The organism is Gordonia sp. (in: high G+C Gram-positive bacteria), from assembly GCF_012515855.1.
In the GTDB taxonomy this organism is placed as follows: domain Bacteria; phylum Actinomycetota; class Actinomycetes; order Mycobacteriales; family Mycobacteriaceae; genus Gordonia.
This window is the reverse complement of the sequence record NZ_JAAYXO010000235.1, coordinates 1-6,259: the sequence shown is the minus strand read 5'-3', so window position 1 is coordinate 6,259 and position 6,259 is coordinate 1. Positions and strand designations below refer to the sequence as shown.

The following is a 6,259-nucleotide window of genomic DNA, read 5'->3' as shown; positions in this document are numbered from 1 at the left end:
CCGGGCACCAAACGGCTGCGGATCGCCCTGATCAACACCACGGTCACCGGTCGGCTGCTCGACGACGACACGGATCGTGAGCTGAACGCGACCGTCGAACTGCTGGAATCGCTCGGTCACCAGGTGACCACCGTGCCGATCCCCGTCGATCGCAGCTACATCAACCAGTTCACCGACTACTGGGCGATGCTCGCGTTCGGTATCGAGCGGATGGGTGGTCGTACGGTCGGCAAGGGCTTCGACCGCACCGAGCTCGATCCCTTCACCCGGGGACTGTCGGCGTCGTTCGGCAAGCACTTCTACCGGTTGCCGTCGTCGATCCTCGGGCTCAAGCGTGCGACCGCTCGCTTCCGGGCCGCTCTTTCCGACTTCGACGCGATCCTGTCGCCGACCCTCGCTCACGCGGTTCCGGAGATCGGTTTCCTGGCGCCTGACGGCGACTACGACGAGGTCTTCGCCCGCCTGATCGATTACGTCGCGTTCACCCCGGCCAACAACAGCAGCGGCACCCCGGCCATCACCCTGCCGCTGGGGCGCAGCGCCAACGGGCTGCCGCTGGGCATGCACTTCTCCGCCGATCTCGGCGACGAGCGCACCCTGCTGGAGTTGGCCTTCGAGCTCGAGGCGGCCAAGCCTTTCGCCCGGATTCAGGACTGACTGCAGTTCGCTCACCCACTCGACGCTCGCTCACCTCCGGAGGTGAGCGAGCGTCGTTTTGGTGAGCGAACGTGGGCGAAGCGAGGTTCTTAGTGTGCGACGGCGCCTTCCGCGCCGACGCCGGTCAGGGAGCGGACCTCCATCTCGGCATTGACGCCCGGCTCGCCGCGGTCCGGCGAGGTCAGGGTGCCGACGATGCCGAGGATGAATGCCAGCGGGATCGAGATGATGCCGGGGTTCGAGAGCGGGAACCACGAGAAATCCGAGCCCGGGATCATCGACTTGGCCGTGCCGGAGACGGCGGGCGAGAAGATGATCAGGATGATGCAGGAGGCCAGGCCGCCGTACATGCTCCACAGGGCGCCGCGGGTGTTGAAGCGCTTCCAGTACAGCGAGTAGACGATGGTCGGCAGGTTGGCCGACGCCGCGACCGCGAACGCCAGGGCCACCAGGAACGCGATGTTCTGGCCGTTGGCGAGGATGCCCAGGATGATGCTGATGATGCCGAGCACGACGATGGTGCGACGGGAGACGCGGACCTGGTCGTCCTCGGTGGCCTTGCCCTTCTTGATCACCGATGCGTAGATGTCGTGCGCGAACGATGCGGATGCGGTGATCGCCAGACCCGCGACGACCGCCAGGATGGTCGCGAAGGCGACGGCCGAGATGATGCCGAGCAGCACCGTGCCGCCGAGCTCCAGGGCCAGCAGCGGTGCGGCGGCGTTCTCCTTGCCCGCGGCGCTGAGGATCCGGTCCGGGCCGACGAGAGCCGCGGCGCCGTAGCCGAGAACCAGCGTGAACAGGTAGAACGCGCCGATGAGCGTGATGGCCCAGACCACCGAGCGACGGGCCTCCTTGGCGGTCGGGACAGTGTAGAAACGCATCAGCACGTGCGGCAGGCCCGCGGTGCCGAGGACCAGCGCCAGACCCAGCGACAGGAAGTTGATCTGCGAGGTCAGCGAACCGCCGTACTGGGCGCCGGGCGCCAGCACGTCACGCGAGGCGACGGCCTCGTTGGTGGAGCTGCTGATGGCATTCTGGGCGTCGCCCATGATCTCGGAGAGATTCAGCCCGTACTTCGCCAGCACCCAGATGGTCATGCCCAACGCGCCCGCGATCAGCAGGACGGCCTTGATGATCTGCACCCAGGTGGTGCCCTTCATGCCGCCGATCAGGACGTAGGCGATCATCAGGACGCCGACCACCGCGATGACGATGGACTGTCCGGTGCGGTCGTGGATGTCGAGCAGCAGCGCGACAAGACCGCCGGCGCCCGCCATCTGCGCGAGCAGGTAGAACAGCGAGACCACGAGGGTCGAGATCGCGGCGGCCAAGCGGACCGGCCGCTCCTTCAGTCGGAAGCTCAGCACGTCGGCCATGGTGAACCGGCCGGTGTTGCGCAGGAGCTCGGCGACCAGCAGCAGCGCGACCAGCCAGGCGACGAGGAAGCCGATGGAGTAGAGGAAGCCGTCGTAGCCGTAGACGGCGATGGCGCCCGCGATGCCGAGGAAGCTGGCGGCGGAGAGGTAGTCGCCCGCGATGGCGATGCCGTTCTGCGGGCCGGTGAACCCGCCGCCCGCGGTGAAGAACTCGGAGGCCGAGGCATTCTTGCGGCTGGCGCGGATCACCACGACCATCGTCACGACGACGAAGGCCACGAAGATCGAGATGTTGATGACCGGGTTGCCGACTGTCTCCGGCTCGGCGGCGAGCAGATCGGCAGCGAGTAGGTGAGTCACTTGGCTGCTCCTGCATCCGGGGCGTAGACGCCGTTCTCGAAGTTCTCGCGAATCGCCTCGGACTGCGCGTCCAAGTCGCGGTTGGCGAACCGGACGTAGAGGAAGGTGATGCCGAACGTGGTGACGAACTGCAGGAGCCCGAGGATCAGACCGACGTTGATGTTGCCCCAGACCGGGGTGCCCATGAAGTCGTGCGCGAACGCGCCGAGCAGGACGTAGATCGCGTACCAGACCAGGAAGAACACGCTCATCGGGAAGACGAAGCGCCGCAGCGAGCCGCGCAACTTCTGAAACTCGGGACTGGCCTGCGCGACGAGGAACTCGTCACGGGAAGGACTGTGGTCCTTCCCCGCGGCGTTGTCGGTGACTGCCACGATCACTCCTTCTGCTCGGATGGGTCCACAGCGGTGGCTGTGGCGAAACTGCTCAAAGCATGAATGAGAGGCCAGTCACATCCGAAGTCTTCTGTGACTCAGGCGGTGAGCCACGACGATCGTGCGGTGAACGGTTCCTCCGGTCCGATGAACGGTGACCGGAAAGTCCCGCGATGAGAGATCGGTCGATGCCGCTAAGGCGTGCGTTCGACCCCGAGCCCCAGCCGTTCGGGCACGTGCATCCGCGCGAACACGCCCGCGTTGCCCGCCGGAATGCGCGACCTGGTCGCGAGGCTCACCGAGATCATCGTCGCGAACGCCAGCGGGACGGTGACCGCGGCGGGATAGCCGGCGAGAACGGCGAGCCAACCGTCGCCGGTGATGACGCCGACCACCGAGACGCCGACCGCGACGGCCGACGCGACGGCTCCGACCGCCAGCCCGGCGATGGCACCGGCCGCGGTGAGGCCCCGCCACCAGATGCCGAGCACCAGGAGCGGACACAGGGTGGACGCCGAGACCGCGAACACCAGGCCGACCGACTTCGACAGCTCCAGCGAACCGGCACTGAGGGCGATGGCGATCGGAATCGCCCCGCCGATCAACGCGCAGATCCGGAAACTGCGAACCCCGGGCGGCATCAGGTCGGTCGACATCACGCCCGCGACACTCACCAGCAGGCCAGACGACGTCGCGAGGAACGCGGCCATGGCGCCCGCCGCGATGAGGGCGGACAGCGCGATCGCCAGAACGCCGCCCGTGGCGGCCGACGGCAGCAGCAGGATCGCGGCGTCGGCGGTGCCGATCGCCAGGACCTGCGGCACCCAGGCCCGGGCGAGAACACCGAGGATGGTGGGGAAGAGGTAGAACACCGACAGCGCGGCGATCACGGTGAGGGCGGTTCGCCGGGCGGCGCGGCCGTCGGGGTTGGTGTAGAAGCGGACCAGGACGTGCGGCAGTCCCATCGCGCCGAGGAAGGTCGCGATGATCAGCGACAGCACCTGGTAGAGCGGATGTCCGCCGCCCAGGCCGCCGCCGGAGCGGGCCCAGTCCGCACCGGTCTGCGGGGCGTTCGAGACCACCGGGGTCGCGGCGCCCGCCGCCAGTTCGATCACCGTGTTCCGCGCCATCAGGTGGGTTCCGGCGGTGATCGGGGCGTCGCGCACCTCGGCGTGATCCATGACGCCGGTCACCCGGACCCCGCTCGGGTCGGCGACCGTGACCTCGACGGGGGTGTCGACGGTGACGGTGGTCGCGTGCTCGACGCGCGGTGGCAGCGGTTCGCCGAGGTCGCTCGGGTTGTTGAGGAAGACGGTTGCCAGCACCAGCGCCGGGATCGCGACCGCCGTCAGCTTCAGCCAGTACTGGATGGCCTGGGCGAAGGTCACCGAGCGCATGCCCGCGCCGACCACGTTCACGATCACCAGCAGTCCGGTGGCGGTCGCGCCGACCCACGGCGGGATGTGCAGCAGGATGTTGAGCGTCAGGCCCGCGCCCTGCAGCTGCGGCACCAGGTACAAGATGCAGATGCCGATCACCACGACCATCGCGGCCTTGCGTGCACGGGTGGAGGCGAGGCGGAACTCGGCGAAATCGGGGACGGTGTACGCACCGGAGCGGCGCAGCGGTGCGGCGACGAACAGCAGCAGCGACAGGTATCCCGCGGTGAACCCGATCGGGAACCAGAGGGCGTCGGCGCCGTACTTGGCGACCAGTCCGGCCACCCCGAGGAACGACGCCGCCGACAGATACTCGCCGGCGATGGCGGCAGCATTCCACCCGGGGCCGATGCTGCGCGAGGCCACCAGGAAGTCCGACGTCGAGCGGGACCCGCGACCTCCGTACGCGCCGACCGCGACGGTGCCGAGGGCCGCGACCAGCACCGCGACGACCGTCAGCGCGGGGACCTGATCGGTGATCATCGGTCGCTCGCGCCGCCGTCGCCGGTGCCGCCGTTGCTGTTGCCGCTGTCGTGGAGGCTGTCGGCATCGACCAGTCGGACGAAGTCGCGCTCGGCCTGTTCGGCCAAGCGGATGTAGAGCCGCCCCGCCAGGTAGAGCAGCGGTGGCGGCAGCAGTCCGAGGATCAGCCAGTTGAGCGGCAGGCCGAAGATCGTTGCCTCGGCGAACGGTTCGACGATCGCCCCGACCACGGGGGTCGCCACGAAGATCACCAGGACGGCCAGGCCCAGGCGCAGCGACAGCGCGAGTTGGGCGCGCACCAGGCCGCGGACCAGGTGTTCGCCGATATCGGTCTGCTCGGCGACCTCGACGCGGGTGCGGACCATCCGTGCGCCGCGACGCTGGGAGAGCACGACGCGTTCGCGTTGCGCGGCGCGGTCACGGGCGGAATCGGGCATCGAATCAGTCGTCTCCGTCGTCGGTTCGGCCCGACCGGAAGGTGCGGAGCGGATCGCGGACCAGGCGATCCTTCAATTCGCGCACCTGCCGCCTGCTGACCGGCAGCTCCACGGCGGGCGAGGCGCCGTTGGCGCGGACCCGGACCATGGTCGACGCGCCCGTCGACCGGAGGCCGGTGACCATCGGCAACGCGACCAGATACGACCGGTGCACGCGCGCGAACCCGGCGCTGCTCCAGCGGGACTCCAACGTCGAGAGGGTCACCCGGACCAGGTGTGCACCGCTGTCGGTGTGCAGGCGCGCGTAGTCGCCGACCGCTTCGATCCACGAGATCGCATCGCGCCGGACCAGCGAGGTGACGCCGCCGAGCTCCACCGGGATCACGTCGTCGGCGGGCGTTTGGGCCGGCGGTGCGACGGGCGCGGCGGGCGCACTCTCACCGGCCGCCGAACCGTCGTCTGACTGTGCCGCGAGGATGCGGGCGATCGCCTGGTTCAGGCGCGCGGCGCGCAGCGGTTTCAGCAGGTAGTCGACGGCGCCGACGTCGAAGGCCTCCACGGCGCGGTCGTCGTGCGCGGTGACGAAGACGATGGCGGGCGGGGACGTGTAGTTGGCGAGGACGCCGGCCAGTTCCATCCCGGAGAGACCGGGCATCGAGATGTCGAGGAAGGCCACGTCGATCGGGTGCTCGGCCAGTGTGCGGAGGGCCTCGGTGGCGTCGGACGCCCGGTGCACGGTGCTCACCGATTCGTGTCTGCCGAGGAGGTAGGAGAGCTCGTCGAGCGCCGGATTCTCGTCGTCGACGGCCAGTACCGTGAGACCGGTCATCGATGGCACTCCTCTCGCTGCAACACCCAAACCGTAGTCGTTCGGGTGCCGCGGATGCAGGCCACCGGTGGATCTCAGCCTGTCTCGTCCGGAGTCGACGCGGCCTTCCCGACGTGCACACCCGGTGCGAACTTCGGGACGCGCAGATTCACCTTGGTTCCCGCGCCGACCGCCGTCTCGACCACCAGCCCGTAGTCGTTGCCGAACGCCGACCGCAGTCGCTGGTCGACGTTGGTGAGTCCGACGTGCGCGCCGTCGGACTCCTTGCTCCCCGCCGGACTCAGGGCGTCGATCGCGCCGG

6 protein-coding genes and 1 pseudogene are annotated in these 6,259 nt (G+C 68.8%); 1 reads left to right on the top strand and 6 read right to left on the bottom strand.

Annotated features, from left to right (window positions below; genetic code table 11):
- Positions 1-657 (top strand): amidase family protein (locus GX543_RS17095; RefSeq protein WP_290853670.1); only part of this gene is annotated, 657 nt, incomplete at its 5' end.
- Between the two features lie 89 nt (positions 658-746).
- Here the strand turns inward: GX543_RS17095 and GX543_RS17090 are convergent.
- From GX543_RS17090 to GX543_RS17065, 6 genes and pseudogenes are all read right to left on the bottom strand, one after another.
- On the bottom strand, positions 747-2,396 hold the full coding sequence (locus GX543_RS17090; RefSeq protein WP_290853669.1) for a cation acetate symporter: 1,650 nt from the start codon (positions 2,394-2,396) through the stop codon (positions 747-749).
- On the bottom strand, positions 2,393-2,770 hold the full coding sequence (locus tag GX543_RS17085) for a DUF485 domain-containing protein (RefSeq protein WP_290853668.1): 378 nt from the start codon (positions 2,768-2,770) through the stop codon (positions 2,393-2,395). Before GX543_RS17085 ends, GX543_RS17090 begins: the two co-directional genes overlap by 4 nt.
- 194 nt (positions 2,771-2,964) lie before the next feature.
- Entirely contained in the window at positions 2,965-4,692 is a 1,728-nt protein-coding gene (locus GX543_RS17080) for a cation acetate symporter (RefSeq protein ID WP_290853667.1), read from the bottom strand.
- Complete coding sequence (locus tag GX543_RS17075) at positions 4,689-5,129, bottom strand: hypothetical protein (protein WP_290853666.1); 441 nt, start codon at positions 5,127-5,129, stop codon at positions 4,689-4,691. Before GX543_RS17075 ends, GX543_RS17080 begins: the two co-directional genes overlap by 4 nt.
- Before the next feature lie 4 nt (positions 5,130-5,133).
- A complete protein-coding gene (locus GX543_RS17070; RefSeq protein WP_290853665.1) occupies positions 5,134-5,958 on the bottom strand; it encodes a LytTR family DNA-binding domain-containing protein in 825 nt (274 codons plus the stop codon).
- Positions 5,959-6,032: 74 nt separating this feature from the next.
- Positions 6,033-6,259: pseudogene (locus tag GX543_RS17065) on the bottom strand (sensor histidine kinase); the annotation flags it as partial.